We start from the raw sequence: 22,139 nt of genomic DNA on the forward strand, positions 1-22,139 counted from the left end.
TTTTTCTCTACTCTTTCATTTTTTATAAACTTAAATAATTTACTAACTCTATATTATTTTCTTTTATATAATTTAAAACCTTTCTGCTAGTTAAAGTTTCAACTTCCCTCATTCTTGGAATAGAATAGGAACTGTTTTCATAAATATATTGATCTAAATAACCAGGATGGCACATTATCTCTAATAAATCTACCTCCTTATTATTTTCTAATATACTTATAAATCCATCTTCTGTAATTGAAGGCATTCTATGAAAATTATCAATAAACTTGTCTACCTTCTTTATTTCCTTAGGTAACTTTGTATTTGTTTCTTCTACTAATCTTAAAGGAATATTATATTCTATTGCTAATTCTTTAACCACTTCTAAAACCTTTGGATTTCTGTGTACATGATGATGGGTATCTATATGTGTTGGTTTTATTCCAAAGGAAAGAAATCTTTCCATCTGGCATTTAAATTCTTTTCTAATATCTTCTACTTTAATATTTTCATCAATTTTATCAATTTTTAAAAATTTTCCCTCTTTATCTACTAAAGAATATACATCTTTAGAAATAGGGTATCCAGCTGTAAGTGTTAAATGAATTCCAACACCTAAACCATCTAAATTTTTAGATAAATTTGCAGCATACTCAGCATCTTTCATATTAGCCATTAATGTAGCTGAACGTACTACTCCATTTTTATAAGCCTCTATTATACCTAATGTGACTCCCTTTGATATTCCAAAATCATCTGAATTTACTATTAACCTCAATTTAAAATCCCTCCCATATAACTCTCTACTCTACTTAATTCTAGCATTAAATTTACAATAATAAAATAATAGTAAAGAAAAACCAAAACTAATTAAAATTCACATACTATTTGCAACAATAAATAAAGGCTTAATAATAAAAATAAATTCCTATTATTAAGCCTTCTATTAAAATTTCAAATTTTAATAATTATGCATTCAAGATTTCTTTAAATTTTCCTAAAATACTATGAACTAGTTTGCTATCTAGTTGATTGTACCATTTTAAATAACCTGATTCTTGAAGAGATTCAAATATTTTTTTACTAAGTTCCATCCAAATTTCAGGAATATATACCCAAACTATTTCTTCATATCTACAGCTTAGTAAAAAATGTTCAACTCCCCAAAATACATAATCTTCAATATTAAGTGCTTCATTAAAATGTTTATAATCACTAACTACTTTATCTGTTAACTTATATCCATATATATCAACATAAAAATAATCAAATTTTTCTCCCCTTACATTAAAAGCATCCTCTTTAATTATTTTTATCTTTTCATTTTTTTCAAAGTTTTTTTCGTAAAGCTTTATTATATCATCATTAATTTCATAAACAATTATCTCAGAAACTTTATTATTCTTTGCCATTTCTTGAACTACATAACCAAGTCCAAGTCCTACAACCCCAACTTTTCCATGAGCATATTTTATAATACCATATGAGCTTTCAATTTCTTTAGGACTAATTCTCATAACATAGTTATCATTGTTTTTAAGTTCTGGAATTTTAACACTAAATTCTTCTTCATTTTCATAAAGATATCCATAAGTCTTTTTATCTACTCCAAAGCTTTTTATAATCTCATGATTTCCAATTTTTCCGTCTTTAATTTTATCATTATATTCTGTAATTTTTTCTAATATGAAATTTTTGTCATATGGTTTCACTAAAAACCATCCTTTCTAAATTTAATAGTAATTTACTCTTAAATAATAAATTCGCCCTAAACTCTAGTATACCTTTATTTTTTTTATTGTACACAAAAAGTTTTTAATTCTGACTGGTTTACTTTGAATTCAATTGTGTTATAATAATTATAATATTAATTTAAATCTTTAGATAAGGATAGGTGAATGAAATGAAAAATATAACAATAAGTGAAGAAGCTTACAATGAATTTAAGGAATTCTTAGATGAAAATAAAGTTGATAATTACAATATAAGAATTAATTTAGCTGGTATGGCTTGTAGTGGTCCTGTATTTAACATAACTGTTGATGAAGGAACAGATGAAGACGTAGTAGAAGCTATTAATGATATAAACTTCATTGTTGAAAAGAGATTAATTGATGAATTTGGTGGATTTATACTACTTTCATCATCAGAAAATAACGGAAATGGATTAAGCTTAAAACCAGTAATAGCACCAGAAGGTGGCTGTGGTTCATGTGGTGGCGGATGTCACTAATCCTAAATTAAAAAAGAAGTAGGAATAAATTTCTACTTCTTTTTTTAATCTAAAATATTATATTTTATTTCTTAACTTCTTTAGTAAAGTCATAATCTGTATAATCTTTATTTACGTTGTTTATCTTGTTTAAAATATCAATCCAATATTTATTCTTAACAACTACAGCTTCTTTCTCTTTACCTTCAACTTTTGATAATGTAACTTCATTAAAATCTTTAAATACTTTATTCACATTTAAGGATATATTCCTCATAACTTTAAAGTCTTTCTTTGCCTTACCAGTAAGCAATAATTCATTTTTTTCTGTATTCATTATATTCATTAAAGAATTTCCTAAATAATTTTCAACTCTTGAATAAATTTCATTTTCTAAAATAGAACTTGTATCTATTTTTTTCTTTGATAACTTACTTATAGCATTTTCCTTATAAAAACTATAATCATCCCAAAGTTCTATTATACAATCTGAAATATCTCTGTAATTGGTATATAATGTCAATAATTCTTCATTATCAATTTTGTTCACTTCTAAAGATTTATTTATTATTTCAAGAATTTTATCATTTTTTACTTTAATGCTCTCTATATTTCTATATGAGTTTATTCCTACTCTATGTTTATATGATGAATTATTAATACAAAGAAGTATATTTAGTAAAAAACTAATTAATAAAATTATTATAATTAGGATTGAATAATTTCTTTTTTTTAACCCCTTATCCATACGCTCTCTCCTACTTATTATCTTAAAATAATTTTAACATAAAGGTTACATTTTTACCACAATCATATTACTTTTTTGATATTTCATTAATTTCTTTAATTTATATTTAATATATTCTAAAATTATCTAGCCCAATCATGAATAACCCCTCTTATCATTTCAAGTGCTGCTGCCCCATTTTCCTTCTTTTGATTTTTTGATTTCATATGTTTAATTATTCCTATACCTTTATTAAGAGAAAGCTTTTCTTCACCTGTTAATACCCAAATTACATTTTTTATTGTTGGTTTTACTGTAAGTTCTTTTTCACCAACTCCATCTGTAAAATAGATAAGTACTCTATCTGAAAGCCTATTATCCTTTATATATTTAAATACTGGTGAAAATTTAGTAGCTCCACTTTTTCTGCTTCTTTTCATTATATCCTTTGGAGTTTTTATATCATAAACCTTTCTTATTTCATCATCACATTCAATAATTTTAATTTTATCTACTCTACTTCTTGTAATGGCTAAAACTTCCACCATAATCTTGTGAACTTCCTCTTCACTCATACTTGCACTAATATCTATTGTAACAATAACTTCTGGAATAGTATCCTTTAACCTTCCTCTTAAATCTAATCGACTTGGCTGCCTTCTATCTCTTCTTACAATTGTTTTCTTGTATCCACTTTTTACAGTTGGTAATAATCTTTTTAGACATTCTTGCCAGTTAACACTTTCCTTCTCTTTATAAGCTAAAATAATATCTAATATATTTTTAGGTGCGTTATCCTTTATAGAACTTATTGCAGTTTTCTTTGTAAGTTCCTTTACCCTTTCATCATCTATATCAATCTTTTCCCATATATCATGGGCTGATTCTACATCATATTCCCTTTTTATTTTGTCACTATCTTTTTTCTTATCCTTATTTTTCTTTTCTCTCTTTTTTATAACACTATCTATTTCCTTTGCATAATATTCTAAAGGCATATCATCCTTTAAATCAATGTTATATTCCATCTTTACTGAATCTATTCTCTTACACTCCATAGGAAGATGTTTTATAAATTGATTTATTGCTATATCCATAGAAATATTTACAGCTTCTTTACTATAAGAATCCTTAAGTTCTTTTTCCCTTTCATAATGATTAAACATTAAATGATATATTTCATGCTTAAATAATGCTCCCATTTCCCTTTTTGAATTATTAAGAAATAGTATTGGGTTAAAAAACATTTTAAATCCATTTAAAGTTGGAATTGTAGCAAGTGACCAAGAAATATCTAATTTAATTTCTCTATCAACTTTAAGCATAAAATTTCCAAAGAAGCTTTCTTCAAATTCAACTTGTTCAATTATAACTCCTTCAACTAACCTAAAAAAATTCCTTTTAAATTTAGCTGAAATATCATTAATCTCACAAAATTCAAGGGCTTCTTTTAAGAGAAAATTTCTTTCTTCCTCAAAGTTTGTACCCATATTAACTCTCCTTTATTTTGTATTTGGCTATATTTTAAGTAAGTATAAAGAGCTATCTAAATTTAGCATTCTTAAAGTATAGCTATATATTTTAATATTCATATATAGAAAAGAATGCATCTAAAAATTCATCTTCATCTAAAAGTCCTTCATAAACTTTTCTGCTTCCTTCATTTTTGATTTCCTTCATTATTCCAAGTCTTAAATCTCTTGGGTAATATTTTAAAAGCTCTCCAAAAACTGATAGTTCATTATTAAATTCATTTAATTCTTCAAGGTAAACTAAACATGATTTTGCTAAAATATAAAGTCTTGAATTATTTTCCTTTTCCACTCTTTCTTTAATATAGCTTGGAAGTATATCAAAGCCAAAAACTTCTTCTGCTTTTATCATAGGTCTTTTTTTACTATTAATAAAACTTGCAAAATCAGTTGAAATACTTACTCCTAAGTTTCCTTTAACAGTACTTAAAAATACATCTAAAGAGTACCTTTCTTTATTCTCTTTGTATATCTTATAAGCTTTAGAAACTCGTTCATAACTTCTTGGAGTTGCTTTAATACTTTCATTTGAATTTGGAGTATTAAGATATTCTGGAAATACCCCTATAAATTCAATTATATCCTCATCAATATTTCCATCCTTACTCATTCCCCATTTAATCCATTCTTTAACATCAACATCCATTTCAAGCCATACAAATCTATCTTCCTGTGCTGGATCCATATCAACTACTGCATATTCACTATCTCTAAAATTTTCATATTTATTTGATGGATTCATTGCAGCAATTATTTTTACATCCTCTGGAAGATAATATCCATTTATTTCTCTATTTAAAATTAGATTCATAAGCTCCTGTTGAACTGCATGTTCACACCTATTTAATTCATCAATAAATAATAATACTTTTCTATTATTATTTACATAATCAGATACTTCCATAAGTTTACTATGAGTTGCATAAATAGTTCTTCCTCTTTCAACTGTTGGAAGTCCTCCAATTTCTCCTTCCTTTAACAAATTTGCATCTATAGTTATAAGGTCATAATTATTTCTTTTTGCTATTTCCTTTGCTAAGGCAGTTTTCCCAATTCCACTCTCTCCTATAATTAGAGGAACATCATTAGCTTCAATTACTAATTCTGCTGCACTTAAAATCTCTGAATATTTCATATTTAGTCCTCCTTAAAGCTTACAATCCACTAAAAGTTTCTTTGCTTCCTTATCTCCATATTCTCTAATAAAAGAAATTTTATTCATTTCTAAAATTTCTAAAGCTAAGAAATCTTTCATATATTTCTTTGTCATTTCTTTATTATTTAACTTTTCTATTAGTACATCCACTACAAGTTCTGGATCTATGCTATCGTAAATATACTTAACTACATTAATATTGTCCTTTACAAATAGCTTCATTTCATCATAAGAATAGCCTTGAATATAATTTATAGCTTCCTCATCTTTAATTATTGAAAGTCTTTTTACATCCATTGTTGGCTCTTCTATAAATCTTATAGCTCCCCAATAATTCAAAACTGCTTCTCTTTGAACTTTTTCACTTGGATTTTTTATATACTTTATAGCATCATAATCCTTTGAAACAGCCAAAAGGCTCAATTCTTCTGTAGGATTTTCAATATACTTAATAGCCCATCCCTTTCCATTAATTGCTTCTTTCATTATTTTTTCACTTGGATTTTTTATATATTTTAAAGAATTCCATAAAGTTCTAACTGAAAGTAGTGCAATATCTTCATCTAAATTATCTATATATTGTATTGATAAAGGATCACCTTTTATTGCAAGTCTTTGAAGTTCTACACTAGGCTCTTTTATAAATTTTATCATCATTCCATTTGATGAAATTGCAGCCTTTTTCATCTCCAAAGTAGGATTTTCTATTTCCTCTATTCTGCTTGGATTTTGCTTTATCATATTTATTATTTTATTTTCATCCAAATCTAACACCTCATGATTATAAATTTTAAGTCATTTTATATCTATATAAAAATTTCTTTTTTCGACATTTTATATTATATAATAATTATTATTTACAATTATATCATTTCTGAGTCTTTCACTCAACATTACCCATAAAAAAAGCAGCATAATTATAAATTCAAATCATGCTGCTTTTTTTATATTATTCTTTATATTTATCTATCTCTTTTTTAACTGAACTAAGTAAGTTATTAAGTTCCCAAACGTCACCATTTTCAATTAATTTATTTAAAGCTTTTTCATAGCGACTAGCTTCTGGAATTTTCCCTAAGGAAATAAGCACTAAAATATTATTCATTATATCTGAAATAATAGCTGATTTAACTTCAAATAACTTTTGAGCATCTTTTATTTCATCCTTAATTTCTAGCATTTCTTCATCAAGTTTAAAAGCTGCATCTGCTGCACTTTTTAATTTCTTTTTAAGTTCAACTGGTATTTGTTGCTTATATTTGTAGTTTAGTGAATGTTCTATTGTTGCCCAGAAATTCATTGCAAGGGTTCTAATTTGAAATTCTGCTAAAATTTCTATTGGCCCTTCAGCCATATTCACAGTATACTTTATAATCATGTGATAACTTCTATATCCACTAGATTTTACGCCCCTTACATAGTCCTTTTCATATAAAACCTGCATATCCCCTCTACCGCGGATAAGTTCTACAACTTTATCTATATCATCAACAAATTGGCACATAACCCTTATGCCAGCTATATCTTCCATTTCAAATCTTATTCTGCTAACAGGAATACCAAATTTATTGGCCTTTTCTAAAATACTTGAAACTTCTTTAACCCTTCCAGTAACAAATTCAATTGGAGAATATTCTTTTTTCTTTCTATATTCTTTTCTTATACTTCTTAGTTTAACTTTTAATTCATCTACTGCCTGTTCATAGGGCATCAGAAAACTCTTCCAATCATTAATAGCCATATAAATACCCCCACCTATTCTTATTACTACCCCTATATTATACCAAAAACTTTTTCTTCTGTAATTAGTTTACCTACAAAATACTTTCTAGTCCTTGATTAGTATTGGATTAAAATCTAAAAAGTCAGCTGCTGTCATTATATATTCTACCCCATGAAATTCCCCTTCTAAAACTCTACTTAAACAGTTTCCATGAAGATGTCCATAAATAACTTTTTCAACTCCATATTCTTTGCATATTTCAGTAAACTCTGAAGGTTCAAATTTTTCATTTGTTGGAGGATAATGAAGCATTACAATAAACTTAGAAAAGCCATGTTTCTTTGCTTCATCTAAGGAAAGCTTTAATCTTATTCCTTCCCTTAAATAAATTTTTTCATCATGTGCAGTAAATTTATCACTACCTGGACAAATCCACCCTCTAGTGCCACAGATGGCATAGTCTTTATATTCATAAAAATTATTTTGAATAAACTTAGTTTTTTCAAACATACTATTTAATTTGGCAATACTTCCCCACCAATAATCATGGTTTCCTTTTGATATTATCTTTTTACCTGGAAGATTCTCAATCCAATTTAAATCCTCTTCACTTTCATCAGATTTCATTGCCCAAGATATATCTCCTGCAATTAATACAGTATCTTCTTCATTTATTTTAGATAACCAATTTTTTTTAATTTTTTCATCATGCTTGCTCCAGTGTTCCCCAAATATATCCATTGGCTTATCCCCACTTAAAGCTAAATGTAAATCTGATATAGCATATAACGCCATTATTTTAATCACCTTTCTATTAATTATAAAATTCCATTAATATTATATCATCATATACTTAGTGATTTCCAATATCTTTAGTAAATATTATTTATTTTAATAGCCCCTTTAATTTTTATCTCTTATTGCTCTTTTAGCCATTACTATTGATCCAATTTCCTTTGAACCCTTTAAGTTAACACCTTTTTCTTTACCTTTGCTTGCCTTAATTTTTTCTTTATTTGCTGCTATATTTACCTCTTCTATATTTTCAGTTTTTATTTCCTTTATAAAAGCCATAATACTTAAAAATATAATAATTCCAAAAGGTAGTGCCATTACTATTGTTGCTGTTTGAATCATTTCAAAACCTCCAGCAAATAAAAAGGCAATTGTAAGTAAACTTTGTATAACTCCAATTATTATTTTTCTAGAATTTTTAGGATTTAATTTACCATCACTTGCAATTACTGATAATACATAAGTTGCTGAATCTGCTGATGTAACAAAAAATGTAAATAATAATACTACTGCAATAATACTTAAAACCCATCCAATTGTTGAATACTCATTTAAAATAACAAAGAGAGCAGTTTCAACTTTAAGAACAGCTTCCCTAGCAACTTCTATTGGTGCTGTCATTCCTAATGTTCCAAATACAGAGAACCAAATCATACAAAAACCTGCTGGCACTAAAAGTACTCCCTTAATAAATTCTCCTATTGTTCTTCCTTTAGAAACTCTAGCTATAAATATTGCTACAAAAGGTGCCCAAGCAATCCACCAAGCCCAATAAAATATTGTCCACTTTGAATACCAATCACCCTTTGCAAATATACTAAACTTATCTATAACAAGAGCTTGTGCATATTGTCCAAGTCCCATTATAGTATTATTTAATAAATCTATCTTTGGTACTATAATAAATGCTCCTAAGAAAAATAATACAGCAACTCCTAAATTCAAATTAGAAAGAATCTTAATTCCTTTTTTAACCCCAGTAGTTGCTGAAATTAAAAAAAGAATCGTAATTAAAGTTATTATAATAACCTGAATAAGTTTAGTTTCTGGAACATCAAACAAATAATTAAGCCCACTATTTATTTGGAGAGTTCCCATTCCAAGAGATGTTAATATACCTGCAATAGTAACAAATATTGTTAATACATCTACTGTTTTTCCTATAAATCCCTTTGCATTTTTTTCTCCTATTATAGGAATTAAAACAGAACTTAATAATATTGGTTTTTTCTTTCTAAAATGCATATAGCCAATTACAAGTGCTAAAAGTGCATAGCAAGCCCAAGCTGAAATCCCCCAATGAAGCCATGATTTTCTATATGCAAATCCTATAGCCTCTTTAGTACCACCTTCCATACCTAATGGATTTAAATAGTGAGTTAAAGGTTCTGCTAGTCCCCAAAATACTAGCCCAATTCCTATTCCTGCACTAAATAACATTGCAAACCAAGAAATATTAGAAAATTCTGGTTTTGAATCATCATCTCCAAGTTTAACATTTTTATATTTACTAAATAATAAATATATACTAAACAAAAAGAAAAACGCCATTAAAATCATAAAGTACCAAGAAAAATTATTTGTTGTAAAAGCATAAGCAGTATCAAAAAATTTCTTAAAATTATCTGTAAAAAATATTCCCCAAACAAATATTAATAAAGATATTCCTATTGTGAGATAATAAGTTATATTTTTTTTAAAATTAATCTTTAATTTATTAAACATATTTCCTCCTTATTTGAAAACTTATATTTTTTATAAAGTTGTCAGTTTTGTTAAAAAAATAAACTTCATTGCTATAAGATCACTTTAAATAAATGTGTCTATTTTGAAGTTTAAAAAATTTTCAAACAAATATAAAAATATAAGTTGAACTTTATTTAATTTATCAATCTGGTAACTTTATATTATCATATAAGTTGTTAGTTTGCAAATTACATACTTTTTATAAAAGAAAAAATAATTATAAATTTAAACTATATTTTGAAATATAGCTTAATAAATAAATGGATATCCCCTATTAAGTTACTGTTATTTATGGTACAATTAGTCACTGATAGGAGTGATTAATATGGCAAGAAAATCGTCAACTCCAGCATACTTAAAAATAGCAATTGATATTGCTTCAAGAATAGTAAATGGAGGATTTAAAGAAGGTGAAAAACTTTCTGGTCGTTCTACTCTTGTAAGTCTTTACAATGTTTCTCCTGAAACAATACGTCGTTCAATTGCTTTATTAAAAGATATGGATGTTGTAAAGGTAGAAGAAAAAAGTGGAATACGAATTAACAGTAAAGAAAATGCAGGTAAATTTTTAGAAAAATTTAAAACTAAAAGTGAATTTGCCAACATAAAAGAAGAAATTTACAATATTATTAATGAAAAAAAAGAACTTGAAAAATCTTTAGAGGATAATATTCAAAATTTAATTGAATTTGCTACTCAGCTTAGAAATGTTGGCCTTATTGTTCCCTATGAAAGTTTAGTTCAACCTAACAGTTTAATGATTGGCAAAAATTTAGGTGAATTGAATTTTTGGCATAATACTGGAGCTACAATTATTGGTATAAAAAGAAATGATAAATTATACCTTTCACCTGGACCATATTTTGCAATAAATGAAGATGACATAATAGTTTATGTAGGTGAACATGATGTTATAAAGAACGTTAAAAACTACATAACTTCTAAAAAATAAATTAAAAATACTCCAAGAATTTTAAAACTCTTGGAGTATTTTATTTATAACTTATTCAACTATTAATCTATAGAATTTTTTCTTTCCTCTCTTTACAAGAGCTGATCCTTCACTAAAGTCACTTTCTTCTAAAGTTCTCATAAAATCAGTAACTTTTTCATCATTAATTGAAACCCCACCTTGTTTCATTAATCTTTTTCCTTCTGCTTTTGATGGGAATATATTAACTGCAACTAATACATCTAATAAGCTATTTCCTATCATATCCTTTGATATTGTTTCAGTTGGAACATTGCTCATATCATTTCCACCTGCAAAAAGTGCAGCTGATGCCTCTTCTGCCTTTTTAGCTTCTTCTTCTCCATGAACTAATTTAGTTACTTCAAAAGCAAGTACCTTCTTAGCTTCATTAATTTCTGCACCTTCTAAAGCTGAAAGCTTTTTAATTTCTTCCATTGGTAAGAATGTTAATAACTTTAAGCACTTTTCAACATCTGCATCAGCAACATTTCTCCAATATTGATAGAAATCAAATGGTGAACACTTTTCTGGATCAAGCCATAAAGCTCCTCCAACTGTTTTTCCCATCTTCTCACCTTGGCTATTTGTTAAAAGGGAACATGTCATTGCAAATACATTGTCTTGTGATTTCTTTCTAACTAAATCAACACCTGCAATCATATTTGACCACTGATCATCTCCACCTAATTCCATCTTACAGTTATATTTTTTGTTTAATACATAGAAATCATATCCTTGCATTAACATGTAATTAAACTCTAAAAATGAAAGTCCATTTTCAGTTGAAAGTCTTTTCTTAAAACATTCAGCTGCAAGCATTCTATTTACTGTAAAATGTGCACCAACTTCTCTTAAGAAATCTATATAATTAAGATCTAATAACCAATCTCCATTATTTACAATAAGAGCCTTGTCATCTGTAAAGTCAATGAATCTTTCCATTTGCTTCTTTATTGAATCAACATTATGTTGTATTTGCTCTTTAGTAAGCATTTTTCTCATATCAGTTTTTCCACTTGGATCTCCAACCATAGCTGTTCCACCACCAAGTAGTGCAATTGGTCTATGTCCTGCTCTTTGCATGTGTGCCATAAACATCATTGCTATAAAATGTCCAACATGTAAACTATCTGCAGTTGGATCAAATCCTATATAAAAAGTTATTTTTTCTTTTTCTAATAACTCTCTAGTTTCTTTCTCATGAGTAAATTGTTTTATGTACCCACGTTCTAATAATTGGTCTAATACGTTAGCCATATTTATGTCCTCCTAATTGTAATTTTTCCATACATTTTCATATAAATAGTATATATTCTATATGTTACTTTTGCAATAAAAATAGTGTTTATTCTAAACTTTATCATTATTGACTATTTTTACCTAGTGATTTGTTAATTTTTCTCTAAAATACAAACTACCTCAAATATAAAATTATAAATTTTTATAATTCCATACTTAAGGTAGAAGTTAAATTTTATATAATTATCTTGACCTATATCCCATGCTAATATACTCAAGTGTATTTCAAATTTAAATATTTTAAAGATCTACGCAACATATAATTTTATAAATTCTGGAATATTATCCTCTTCTTCATAATTTATATTTATAAATATATTTACTCCAAATCTAATTGAAAGTGATCGTAATTGATTAAATAATTGTGAAGTTTCATTAAGTGCACATGACACTATTCCAAGTAACCCATCAACATAAACATTTTCTATATCATAATTATTAGCAATAACCCCGCAAAGCATTCCATAAAAGCTATTGCAATCAGTTACATTAAATTCATCTGTTGATATAAACCTTATTTTCCTATTTAATTGCCTAACGTATCTTGAATCGTCATCTATATATACTGAATCTCCCTTTGCCTTCTCTAAATGAGAATTTGCAAGCTCAATTAATCTTTTTGTTTTTCCTGAGCCTCTTCTGTTACAAAATACTCGAATCATTAGGACCACTCCTTATTTTTAGTTATATTACATTATATTCATAACTTTTAATTTAATCCTAATTAAAATAAGTTTTTATCTATTAATTAAAAATTTTTTGGTAATATAACTTTAAAGGAATTTTTAGATTTGGAATTAATAAACCTAACTCTATCCTTACCTTTAAAAGCACCTTTAATTCTTAAAAGACCTCTTCCATCATTTAAAAATCTTTTCTTCTTATCTAAAGTTATTAACTTTTCATATATCCACATATTTCGTTTACTACAGGAAATCTTATTAAAGTTAATATTTTTATCTATAAATCCACCGGGACTTGTTATAGTTATACTTTTATCTGTAATATCAACTTCTATAATCTTATTTACCTCTGCATATTCCCTATATAAAATAGCATTTTTTATTGCTTCAACAATTGTATTTTTAGGATAATTTTTAGGTAAAATATTATTTATCTCTTCTTCAGCCTTATCTATCATAGTTAAAAGGCTTCCTTGAATTATTTTTATATTGTTTTTTTGCTTGTCTACAATTTTTATCATATTGTTTGGAATTGCTAAACTATTTATTTCTGAAAAAACAAGAAGTCCACCATAGGTACATCTATAATCATTAAGTTTATTTACATAATTTATTATTCCAGCACTTTCAAGAAGAAAATCTCTATTTTCATCATTTAATTCTATTCCCTTTTGTTTAAAATATAGTTTTAATAAGTTATCATCTAACATATTTACATTACTTCGTATTACACTGCTTGTTTCAACAGTTAACTCCATATTTTCCTCAAAGGCTGCTATAAGCTCACTTCTCCTCATAACATCAGTTGTTGATCCTCTTCTAATATAAAATATACCATGTTCTTTTATTTGGTAAGGCTTTTGTTCTCCATCACATATTGTAATTACACCTATTATTTTCCCATCAACATTAAGGAAATCAACAATAAGAGGAATTGGTGGATCGCATCTTGAAGAAATAATTTGCTGAACTTGTTCTTCACTAAAAATATCTTCTTTTTTTATTCCCTCTAATCTTTTGCTTTTATCCCTTATTCCAACTACTATATAGCCTCGTCCCCCACCTGAATTTGCAATTGCACAAATATCCTTTGCAAATTCTTTTTTTCCACTATCACTTACTAAATCCAGTTTTAATTTAAAATCTAATTTTTGTCCTTCTTCACGTTTAATCAAGGAGTTTAATTTTTTTCTATCCACAATATTTATTCTCCTTTTCATTAAAATATATAATCATTTAATTTATTTCTAATATCACTTAATATATTACTATTTTAAAATTATTAAAAGGTGATACATAAATGAATTTAATTATAAATCATTCTAAATCCATACTACAATATATCACCTTCATTAACAATTATTTATATATTTTACCTATTTAAATCATAACCCAAACTAGAAGAAACTACTTTTTACCTTTTCACTTCCATCAATCTCTAAATCTATTTCAACCTTTAAAGCAGTTTTTGAAATAGCATCTTCTATAACTAATTTAGGATATTTAATTTCTAATAACCTTTCAACTTGAAGAATATCTATATTTTTACTAGAAAATTTATAAAAAAATGTATTAAGATAATTTCTAATATTTTCTTCCTCTTCTTTTTTTAACATTTCAATTGATTCTTCAGATGAAATAAATCTACCTTGAGCCTCTGCAATAGTAGTCTTTATTTTTATTTTTTTAGTAAGTATTACGTTGTTACCATCATACTCTATTTTAGTTTTAGTTTTGTTACGGAGTATTTCCAAGGTAATGAAACCATTATCCATCTGTGGATTTTGCACTTCTAATGTTCCTGTTTTTATGTTGTCTGTTAAGAAATTATAGCTAAGTCCATCATCTATGCTTATTTTCTCTACCATAAAATTATTTCTCATAAGAGCTGCTCCTGAAACTTCTATTCTTTTATCTATAACATCTTTTCTAAGTTCTAATCCACTAATTAGTGCATAATTATTTCCTACTTCTGATTTTACAAGATAATCATTTATATTAGTAATTGTAAGTCTAGAATTAGCTTTATTTTTTTGAACTAATTCACTTAAAAATATTCCAGTATTCTCTTCATCATTTGCACTAATTTTAATTAAATTTTCAATATCTCCAAAATATACAAACATATAAGGCTTAACTTTAAATTCTTGATCATTATTTATTAAGTTTAAATATTTATTAATTCCCTGCTTTGCTGCAGCTTCAGTAAATATTAAAGCTCTATTTTGAGAAAAATTAATTTTATAGCTTGCAGCTACATTTATGTCTCTTATTGCCTCTAAGGCAGTTTTCCCAACACCTTTATATATTATCCTCTTTCCATTGTCAGAACTTTCACTTGTATTTCTATAAGGTTTTACGCAGTCTAAATATATAACTACCCTTCCTAAGTCATCAATATCAAATATTGCACTTGTTGTAAATGTTACTGTATTAATCTCATTATAATTAAAACAACCAGATAATGTAGAAGCTATTAAAATAAATACTAAAGTTAATTTAAATATTTTTTTCCCATTCTTCTTCATACTTTTGTCCCTCTCCAATTATAGTTCTAGATATCCTTTTAAGCTTTCCTCTAAAAAATACATCTTTAAATTTAAATGTATCTAAACTTCCAATAGGAAAAAGATAAGAGTATCCAGTTGATTTTAAATCTGCAAGCCTTGTTAAAAATATAATAAATCCTATAAATATTGCTGGAAGTCCATATAATGATCCTAAAATTACAAATATTATAGACCAAATTGATAATGCTCCATACATTTTAGGAATTAAAAAATAACTTAATGCACTAAGAGCTACAATTATTATAGTTATTCTTGAAGCTATTCCAGCTCCAACTGCTGCATCACCTAAAATAAGGGCAGCAACAATACTCATAGCCCCTCCAATAGGCTGTGGAAGTCTAAGTCCAGCTTCCTTAATAATCTGAAATGCAAGCATCATAACCAAAACCTCTACTATTGTAGGAAGAGGAACTCCTGCTCTAGATACTGCAAGCCTAAATAGAAAGGAGGATGGAATTAATCCAAAATGGTGAGTTATAACAGCCACATATAACCCTGGAACAAAGGTTGCAAAAAAGAAAGCTAACCATCTTAAAAGTCTAGTAAAGTTTGCAAATAATCTATTTGTATAATAATCATCTGGCATTTGAAAATTTTCAATAAAAAAATAGGGTGCCGTTATTACAAAAGGTGTTCCATCAACTAAAACAGCCACTCTGCCCTCCATCATTTTAGCTGCAACCTCATCTGGTTTTTCTGTATAGCCAATAGTATCAAAAACTGATTGTGATTCCTTAAGCTGACTTTCTATATAGTTGCTATCTAGTATAAACTCCATATCTATATTCTTTATAACATCTTTTATATAGTTAATTAAATTATCAGGTGCAACTCCTTTTATATATGAAATACATACAACAGTTTGGCTCTTATCTCCAACATATATAGGTTCAAATTTAAGATCTGGATTTTTAACTCTTCTTCTAATAAGGGCAATATTATCAACAAATAACTCATTAAAACCTTCCCTAGGACCCTTTATTACTGATTCAGTAAGAGGAATGGATACGCTTCTTCTTACAAACCCTTTAACTTCACAGTAAACTATCTCTTCATACCCTTCTACAAATATAACAACATCCCCTGAAACAATATGAAGCATAGCATCATCTATGTTAGTCTTATCCTTTACAAAATCAGCAATATTAATTTCTAATACATTAGTAATTAAATCTTCCATATCATAACATCTTGTTCTTTTATTTTTTATTGGTGTTACAATATAATCACTAAGAAATTGGGTACTACAAAGATTATCAATAAAAACTAAAGTAGTTTTACCTAATATTCCATTAATCTCTCTATATTTAATATCAAAACTATCTTTGAATCTTTCTTTAATAATATCTAAATTATTTTTCATACACATCACCTAAAAATATTATTCCTCAATAAATGTTTAATATTCATTATTTTGTTAATACTATATGTGAATGTTGTAACTTACAGATTTAGAGGTGATGGAATGAACAAACTATCAAACAAACATTATTTATTTTTTATATTAATAGTATCTTCCATAAGTTTAAGAAGTTATTCTTCCGTCTTTATTAACTTAGGAGGTAGAGATACTTGGATTGCTAGCATTATCGCTGGTATTATATACATAGCATACATATATTTCATTATTTATGTATGCAAAAAAACAAACTCATTTGATATTAAAGAAATTTTTAAAAATACTTATCCAAAGACAATAGGAAACATACTATTATTTATTTTTGCTTTTGCTTTATTTCTAACTTCAGTTGAAACTGCTGCTGTCCAAAGTGACTCAATACACTCTACTATATTTCTTGAAAGCCCTGTTTGGTATTGTTTATTATTTTTTATAATACCAGCAGGTTACTTAATTACAAGAAGAATTGAAACATTATTAATTGTAATAATAATTACTGTAATATTAGTTTTCTCCTCTATATTTTTTGTTGAAATTCTTACATTAAAATATCATAATTTTGAATATTTATTACCTTTTTTTGAGTTAGGAGTTAACAGAGGCTTTATTATTTCAATTTTACTAATACTAGGTTCCTTGTCATCAACTGCAATAACCTTCCCCTTTTTAAAATACATAAGCAAAAAGGATAAAATATCAAAATATAGCACTATAGGTACAGTAATTATTGTTGTTATTTCAACTTTAAGCATATTATCTGCCATATCAACCTTTGGTCCAATACGTGCAAGTAATATTTATTATCCTGAATTTTTAAGGGTTCAAAGAATTCAAGTTAGTGGATTTATTGAATTTGGTGACTTATTTTTTATATCTAAAACAGTTTGTGTATGGTTTATTAAATATGTTTTATGTGCAGTTGCCATACTATACCTTTATAAAGATATTTTTACAAACAAAAAGATATTTGCAATAGGCTATTCTTTTTTAGCCTATATATGCTCTTATTTTGTTTCAAAAAAACATTATTTACTATTTGAATTTTTAAAATATTATGAGCTAATAGCCTTAGCATTACTTTGCATACTTCCTTTTGTAACATTTTTTATTTACTACTTAAAGTGGAAGAAAAAAGCTAACTCAAATAATAAAGAAAAAATAGTATCTAAATAAATTTAAAACTTCTCTCCTTAAACAATAGCCTTATAAATTGACATTACTTAGGTGTAAACATATAATTTATATTATGACTTTAGTTTAAATTTAAGGAGTGACGTACTATGGAAAATAGCGAAGCTAAAAAGGTTATCTTTAGTGGAATACAGCCATCTGGAGACCTTACACTTGGAAATTATCTTGGAGCTATAAAAAATTGGGTTAAACTTCAAGATGAATATAACTGTTATTTTTGTGTTGTAGATTTACATGCAATAACAGTTCCTCAAAAAGCTGCTGATTTAAGAAGAAGAACATTAGAACTTCTTTCAATATATTTAGCTTGTGGAATTGATCCTGAAAAGAATACACTTTTCATTCAATCTCATGTACCTGCTCATTCAGAATGTGCATGGCTTTTAACTTGTAACTCATATATGGGTGAACTTTCAAGAATGACTCAATTTAAAGATAAATCTAAAAAGGCTGGTAATTCAGTAGGTGCAGGTTTATTTACTTATCCTGTCCTTATGGCATCTGATATACTACTATATCAAACAGATCTAGTTCCAGTTGGAAAGGATCAAATGCAGCACTTAGAACTTGCAAGAGATATAGCAATTAGATTTAATAACACTTATAGCCCTACATTTAAAATACCAGAAGGATATATAGCAAAAGCTGGTGCTAAAATAATGAGTTTACAAGAACCAACTAAAAAGATGTCAAAATCAGATGATAATTTAAATTCATTTATATTAATAATGGATCCACCAGATGTTATAAGAAGAAAAATTTCAAGAGCTGTTACAGATAGCCTAGGTATAATAAATTATTCTGATGACCAACCGGGAGTTAAAAACTTACTTAATGTTTTATCTGCTATAACTAATAAAACTCCAGAAACTCTTGTTAAAGAATATGAAGGAAAAGGCTACGCTGATTTAAAACTAGATGTTGCTGAAGCTGTAGTTAATGAATTAGCTCCAATTCAAGACAAAGTTAAAGAGCTTTTAAATAACAAAAAAGCCTTAGAAACTATTTATAAAGAAGGTGCATCTAAAGCATCTTATATAGCAAATAAAACATTAAGAAAAATTCAAAAGAAAATTGGATTTATTCCAAGATAAAATAGAAAAACCCTCTGTGCAAGACAGAAGGTTTTTTATTTTTTATAAAGTGAAAAAAGCACCCATACTAATATACATGATGGGTGCTTTTTCTAATGTAATATTTATTTAATGAAATTCCACTAAATATTTAAATTTACATTTATTAATACAAATGACAAGCAACAAAATGATCCTTTTCTAATTCCTTTAACTCTGGTTGCTTTTCATTACAAATAGGTTTTGCATATTTACATCTACTTGCAAATCTACAACCTGGTTTAGGATTTATTGGACTACTTACTTCCCCTTCTAGCTCTATTCTTTCTTTCTTCTTTCCACCATTATATTCCGCTACTGGTATTGAAGACATAAGAGCCTTTGTATATGGATGAATTGGATTTTTATATAACTCATTACTTGGAGCTACTTCCATTAAGTTTCCTAAATACATTACTCCTACTTTATCTGAAATATGTCTAACCATAGATAAATCATGAGCAATAAATAAATAAGTTAATCCCATTCTTTTTTGAAGATCTATCAATAGATTTACTACCTGTGCTTGTATTGAAACATCAAGAGCTGAAATAGGCTCATCACAAACAATAAATTCTGGTTCTACTGCAAGTGCTCTAGCTATTCCTATACGCTGTCTTTGACCTCCTGAAAACTCATGAGGAAATCTTGATGCATGTTCCTTGTTAAGTCCAACTAAATTTAATAATTCATATATTTTTTCTGTTCTTTCTTTTCCTGTGTATAGCTTGTGTATATCTATTCCTTCAGCTATAATATCTCCTACTGTCATACGAGGATCTAATGAAGCATATGGATCTTGGAAAATCATTTGAGATACTCTTGAATATTTTCTCTTTTCCTTATTACTTAATTTAGTAATATTTTTCCCATTTAAGATTATATCTCCTCCAGTTGCATCATAAAGTCCTATAACAGTTCTTCCACAAGTTGTTTTTCCGCACCCTGATTCACCAACTAACCCCAATGTTTCACCCTTATTTATAGTAAAGCTAACACCATCTACCGCCTTCAGTGTTTTCCCTTTTCCTACATTAAAATATTTTTTTAAATTTTTTACTTCTAAAAGTACTTCTTTGCTCATTAAACCCTAAACTCCTCTCTTTAAAGGTGATTCTACTTTTGGTGCATTTTCATGCATTAACCAACAATTTACCTTATGAGAATCTGTAACAGTTGTTTCTTCTGGCATTGATTCTTTACATATTTCCATAGCGTATTCACATCTTGCTGCAAATGGACATCCTGTTGGTGGATTTAATAAATCCGGTGGTGTCCCACTTATAGAATACAGTTCACCTTTATGTTCTGTATCTAAAGTTGGCATAGATTTTAATAATGCCCATGTATATGGATGCTTTGCATCACAGAATATTTCTTCAACTGTTCCCCTTTCAACTATTATTCCAGCATACATAACTTGTATCTTATCAGAGAATTCTGCAACAACTCCTAAATCATGAGTTATTAATATTACAGAAGTATTAAACTTATTTTTTAATTCATCTATAAGATTCATTATTTGAGCTTGAATAGTTACATCAAGAGCTGTAGTAGGTTCATCTGCTATTAATATTTTTGGATTACATGCAAGTGCTATTGCAATCATCATTCTTTGTCTCATTCCACCTGAAAATTCAAAAGGATATTGATTTACCCTAGCTTCAGCATTAGGAATATTAACTAATTTTAATAGTCTAACAGCTTCCTTCTTAGCCTCTTCTTTATTCATCCCTCTGTGTATTTTTAAAACTTCAATTATTTGCTTTCCAATCTTCATTGTTGGATTTAATGAAGTCATAGGATCTTGGAAGATCATACTTACTTCTCCACCTCTAAAATTTTGAAGTTCTTTTTTATTTAAAGATAATACATCTTTTCCATCACATATGATTTTTGAATTTTTACCAATTTCAGCTGGTGGAGTAGGAAGTAATCTCATTAGTGATTTAGCTGTTATACTTTTTCCGCATCCTGATTCTCCAACTATAGCTAATGTTTCTCCTTCTTCTAAGTCAAAGCTTACTCCTCTAACAGCTTTAACTTCTCCAGCATAAGTGTGAAATGATACTGCTAAGTCTTTTACCTCAAGTATTTTTGACATTTCCTTCGCCTCCTAATTATTGTCTTAATTTAGGGTCTAATGCATCCCTTAATCCATCACCAAATAAGTTAAATGCTAACATTGTTAATGCAATTGCAAGTGATGGGAATATTAGCTGACTTGGGTAAAATTGCATAACCTGTTGTCCAGCCGATGCCATAGCTCCCCAACTTGTTTCAGGAGGTTGAATACCTAATCCTATAAAGCTTAAAAATGCTTCAGCAAATATATAACTTGGTATATCAAAAGTAATATATACTATTATTATTCCAAGTGTATTAGGTAACATGTGTTTCATTATTATTCTAAAAGGACTTGATCCTAAAGTTTTAGCCGCCATAACATATTCTGATTCCTTAAGCTGCATTACTTGTCCACGAACCATTCTAGCTATTCCTGTCCATCCTGTTATAACTAAGGCTAATAAAAGTGGTACTATACCATTTCCAAGTCTTACTGCTATTAGTATAACTATTATTAAGTATGGAACACTATTTAGTATTTCAACAATTCTCATCATTACGCTATCTACTTTTCCACCAAAGTATCCACTTATTCCACCATACAATATTCCAACTAAACATTCTACTAATGTACCAACAAAGGCAATTATTAATGAAACTCTTCCACCAATCCATAATCTATCAAATAAATCTCTTCCTAGATTATCAGTTCCAAAAAAATGTTTTGCTGAAGGTCCTTGATTTGCCTCAGCTAAATTTTGAATTTTATAAGCTCCATTAGATATAATAGGTTGAATTACACACATTAATATTAGTATTGCCAAAACTAAAAGTGAAAATAAGGCAACTTTATTTTTCTTAAGCCTTCTCCAAGCATCTTGCCAATATGTTAAATTTGGTCTTGTAATTTGTTCTGCTTTTGTTTTATCTATTCCAATAATTTTAAATTTGTCTTTACTTATCTCTGCCATA

The 22,139-nt window shown here is 27.6% G+C and carries 21 protein-coding genes; 4 read left to right on the plus strand and 17 right to left on the minus strand.

All coding sequences use genetic code 11. The features are described from left to right. Positions 1-22: 22 nt before the first annotated feature. Together chbG and J2S18_RS13840 are read right to left on the minus strand one after the other, a co-directional pair. Positions 23-760: a chitin disaccharide deacetylase gene (gene chbG, locus J2S18_RS13835; RefSeq protein ID WP_307487657.1), complete on the minus strand. Its 738-nt coding sequence runs from the start codon at positions 758-760 to the stop codon at positions 23-25. A gap of 190 nt (positions 761-950) precedes the next feature. Beyond that, positions 951-1,694, minus strand: a complete 744-nt coding sequence (locus J2S18_RS13840) for a polyamine aminopropyltransferase (RefSeq protein ID WP_307487658.1) — start codon at positions 1,692-1,694, stop codon at positions 951-953. A 191-nt stretch (positions 1,695-1,885) separates the two neighbouring features. Between J2S18_RS13840 and J2S18_RS13845 the strand changes: the two genes are divergently transcribed. Then, positions 1,886-2,215 carry a HesB-like protein gene (locus tag J2S18_RS13845; RefSeq protein WP_307487659.1) on the plus strand — a complete coding sequence of 110 codons (330 nt, stop codon included), beginning with the start codon at positions 1,886-1,888 and terminating at the stop codon, positions 2,213-2,215. A 64-nt stretch (positions 2,216-2,279) separates the two neighbouring features. Here J2S18_RS13845 and J2S18_RS13850 read toward each other — a convergent pair whose 3' ends face one another. From J2S18_RS13850 to J2S18_RS13880, 7 genes are all read right to left on the minus strand, one after another. Further along, complete coding sequence (locus J2S18_RS13850; protein WP_307487660.1) at positions 2,280-2,942, minus strand: hypothetical protein; 663 nt, start codon at positions 2,940-2,942, stop codon at positions 2,280-2,282. Positions 2,943-3,064: 122 nt separating this feature from the next. Beyond that, entirely contained in the window at positions 3,065-4,411 is a 1,347-nt protein-coding gene (locus tag J2S18_RS13855; RefSeq protein WP_307487662.1) for a vWA domain-containing protein, read from the minus strand. Positions 4,412-4,502: 91 nt separating this feature from the next. After that, entirely contained in the window at positions 4,503-5,588 is a 1,086-nt protein-coding gene (locus J2S18_RS13860) for an AAA family ATPase (protein ID WP_307487663.1), read from the minus strand. Positions 5,589-5,600: 12 nt separating this feature from the next. Continuing rightward, a complete protein-coding gene (locus tag J2S18_RS13865) occupies positions 5,601-6,374 on the minus strand; it encodes a hypothetical protein (RefSeq protein WP_307487665.1) in 774 nt (257 codons plus the stop codon). Positions 6,375-6,558: 184 nt separating this feature from the next. Beyond that, the gene (locus tag J2S18_RS13870; protein WP_307487667.1) at positions 6,559-7,350 is read right to left on the minus strand and encodes a GTP pyrophosphokinase; all 792 of its coding nucleotides are present in this window, start codon (positions 7,348-7,350) and stop codon (positions 6,559-6,561) included. Positions 7,351-7,437: 87 nt separating this feature from the next. Continuing rightward, on the minus strand, positions 7,438-8,127 hold the full coding sequence (locus tag J2S18_RS13875) for a metallophosphoesterase (RefSeq protein ID WP_307487668.1): 690 nt from the start codon (positions 8,125-8,127) through the stop codon (positions 7,438-7,440). 108 nt (positions 8,128-8,235) lie between these two features. After that, positions 8,236-9,852 carry a BCCT family transporter gene (locus tag J2S18_RS13880; RefSeq protein ID WP_307487669.1) on the minus strand — a complete coding sequence of 539 codons (1,617 nt, stop codon included), beginning with the start codon at positions 9,850-9,852 and terminating at the stop codon, positions 8,236-8,238. Positions 9,853-10,198: 346 nt separating this feature from the next. Here J2S18_RS13880 and J2S18_RS13885 point away from each other — a divergent pair, with 346 nt between their 5' ends. Continuing rightward, positions 10,199-10,825 (plus strand): GntR family transcriptional regulator, encoded by a 627-nt coding sequence (locus J2S18_RS13885; RefSeq protein WP_307487671.1) that lies wholly within the window; start codon positions 10,199-10,201, stop codon positions 10,823-10,825. Between the two features lie 51 nt (positions 10,826-10,876). On the opposite strand, the gene tyrS is transcribed toward J2S18_RS13885, so the two are convergent. The 5 genes from tyrS to J2S18_RS13910 form a co-directional block, all read right to left on the minus strand. Further along, on the minus strand, positions 10,877-12,103 hold the full coding sequence (tyrS, locus tag J2S18_RS13890; RefSeq protein WP_307487673.1) for a tyrosine--tRNA ligase: 1,227 nt from the start codon (positions 12,101-12,103) through the stop codon (positions 10,877-10,879). A 290-nt stretch (positions 12,104-12,393) separates the two neighbouring features. Continuing rightward, positions 12,394-12,807: a hypothetical protein gene (locus tag J2S18_RS13895; protein ID WP_307487675.1), complete on the minus strand. Its 414-nt coding sequence runs from the start codon at positions 12,805-12,807 to the stop codon at positions 12,394-12,396. A gap of 86 nt (positions 12,808-12,893) precedes the next feature. Beyond that, on the minus strand, positions 12,894-14,027 hold the full coding sequence (locus J2S18_RS13900; RefSeq protein WP_307487677.1) for an AlbA family DNA-binding domain-containing protein: 1,134 nt from the start codon (positions 14,025-14,027) through the stop codon (positions 12,894-12,896). 198 nt (positions 14,028-14,225) lie between these two features. Further along, the gene (locus J2S18_RS13905) at positions 14,226-15,356 is read right to left on the minus strand and encodes a Ger(x)C family spore germination protein (RefSeq protein WP_307487678.1); all 1,131 of its coding nucleotides are present in this window, start codon (positions 15,354-15,356) and stop codon (positions 14,226-14,228) included. Next, positions 15,328-16,761, minus strand: coding sequence for a spore germination protein (locus J2S18_RS13910; protein WP_307487679.1), 1,434 nt, complete (start codon positions 16,759-16,761; stop codon positions 15,328-15,330). Before J2S18_RS13910 ends, J2S18_RS13905 begins: the two co-directional genes overlap by 29 nt. 102 nt (positions 16,762-16,863) lie before the next feature. Between J2S18_RS13910 and J2S18_RS13915 the strand changes: the two genes are divergently transcribed. After that, complete coding sequence (locus J2S18_RS13915; RefSeq protein ID WP_307487681.1) at positions 16,864-17,970, plus strand: endospore germination permease; 1,107 nt, start codon at positions 16,864-16,866, stop codon at positions 17,968-17,970. Positions 17,971-18,077: 107 nt separating this feature from the next. Further along, the gene (trpS, locus tag J2S18_RS13920) at positions 18,078-19,082 is read left to right on the plus strand and encodes a tryptophan--tRNA ligase (RefSeq protein WP_307487682.1); all 1,005 of its coding nucleotides are present in this window, start codon (positions 18,078-18,080) and stop codon (positions 19,080-19,082) included. Positions 19,083-19,227: 145 nt separating this feature from the next. Here the strand turns inward: trpS and J2S18_RS13925 are convergent, their stop codons facing one another. The 3 genes from J2S18_RS13925 to J2S18_RS13935 are packed head-to-tail and all read right to left on the minus strand — an operon-like array spanning position 19,228 to position 22,138. Beyond that, positions 19,228-20,184: an ABC transporter ATP-binding protein gene (locus tag J2S18_RS13925; protein ID WP_307487684.1), complete on the minus strand. Its 957-nt coding sequence runs from the start codon at positions 20,182-20,184 to the stop codon at positions 19,228-19,230. A 6-nt stretch (positions 20,185-20,190) separates the two neighbouring features. Beyond that, positions 20,191-21,204 (minus strand): ABC transporter ATP-binding protein, encoded by a 1,014-nt coding sequence (locus J2S18_RS13930; protein ID WP_307487686.1) that lies wholly within the window; start codon positions 21,202-21,204, stop codon positions 20,191-20,193. Positions 21,205-21,220: 16 nt separating this feature from the next. Then, positions 21,221-22,138 carry an ABC transporter permease gene (locus J2S18_RS13935; RefSeq protein WP_307487688.1) on the minus strand — a complete coding sequence of 306 codons (918 nt, stop codon included), beginning with the start codon at positions 22,136-22,138 and terminating at the stop codon, positions 21,221-21,223. Position 22,139 lies beyond the last annotated feature (1 nt).

Origin of the sequence: Eubacterium multiforme (genome assembly GCF_030813415.1) — a bacterium.
GTDB classification, from domain to species: Bacteria; Bacillota; Clostridia; order Clostridiales; family Clostridiaceae; genus Clostridium; species Clostridium multiforme.